Annotated in this window: 2 protein-coding genes; both read right to left on the bottom strand. The window is 66.0% G+C overall.

Features of this window, described 5'->3' with window-relative positions; genetic code table 11:
* Window positions 1-157 precede the first annotated feature (157 nt).
* Complete coding sequence (gene flgC / locus AX690_RS02350) at window positions 158-577, bottom strand: flagellar basal body rod protein FlgC (RefSeq protein ID WP_062099726.1); 420 nt, start codon at window positions 575-577, stop codon at window positions 158-160.
* 71 nt (window positions 578-648) lie between these two features.
* The coding region (locus tag AX690_RS02345) for an efflux RND transporter permease subunit (protein WP_197425313.1) at window positions 649-995 on the bottom strand (347 nt) is incomplete at its 5' end.

Genomic DNA, 995 nt, shown 5'->3' with positions numbered 1-995 from the left:
TCGCGAGCCTGCGGCCATTGGCCTGGCTCGCGCCGTGATCGTGTCCCGCTCCCATCGAAAACGTCTCCCTTTCCCGTGCGCCGAGACGCGCCTGCCAAGTTTGAGGGATCAACGCACGAAACCGATCAATTGTGGGCGTCGCGCGTGATCCGATGGTCTATTTCTTATCGAGAATGGAAAGGGTGGCCTTCTCCATCGCGTCCTGGGTGTCCAGGACGTTGAGATTGGCCTCGTAGGCTTTCATGGCCTGCTTGAGGTCGAGGCTCTCGGCCAGGCTGTTGACGTTGGGCAACAGCACGTAACCGGCGGCGTTGGCCGCCGGGTGGCCAGGGTCATAGGCTTGCGGGAATGGCTTGGGATCGGCCTTCACCCCGCTCAGCACCACGCCCTCGTCGCCGCCCATGGGCTCGACCTTGAAGACGGGAATCTGGCGTCGATAGGGCTCGCCGCCGGGAGTTCTGGCGGTCGAGTTGGCGTTGGCGATGTTCTCGGCCAGGATCTGGATACGCTTCTTCTGGGCCTGCAGCCCCGACACGGCGATGGCCGTGCTTCCCCCTTCGATCGACGACTTGGTCATGGACTGTCTCCGGACTTGGGTTTGAAGAAAAAGACGGCGCGCCGAGACCTGCTCGGCGCGCCGCCCTTGGCTCAGCTGTGTTCAGGACTCCGGATTTCGGCCTTGCGCAGGACGAACCGGCAGATGGCCGGCAGCACGAACAGGGTCAGGGCCGTGGCCGTGATCAGGCCGCCGATGACGACGGTGGCCAGCGGGCGCTGGACCTCCGCGCCGGTGCCCGTCGCCAGCGCCATGGGCACGAAGCCCAGGGACGCGACGAGGCCGGTCATCATCACCGGCCGCAGGCGTTCCATGGCCCCGTCGATGATCGCCTTCTCCAGCGCCATGCCGGTGGCCAGGCGCTGTCGGATGGCCGTCATCATCACCAGGCCGTTCAGCACCGCCACGCCCGAGAGCGCGATGAAGCCGACGGCGGCCG

The sequence above is a fragment of the Caulobacter sp. CCH9-E1 genome (assembly GCF_001556515.1).
Lineage (GTDB): Bacteria > Pseudomonadota > Alphaproteobacteria > Caulobacterales > Caulobacteraceae > Caulobacter.
Note: the sequence above shows the minus strand (reverse complement) of the source record. Positions and strands in the feature narration are given on the sequence as shown.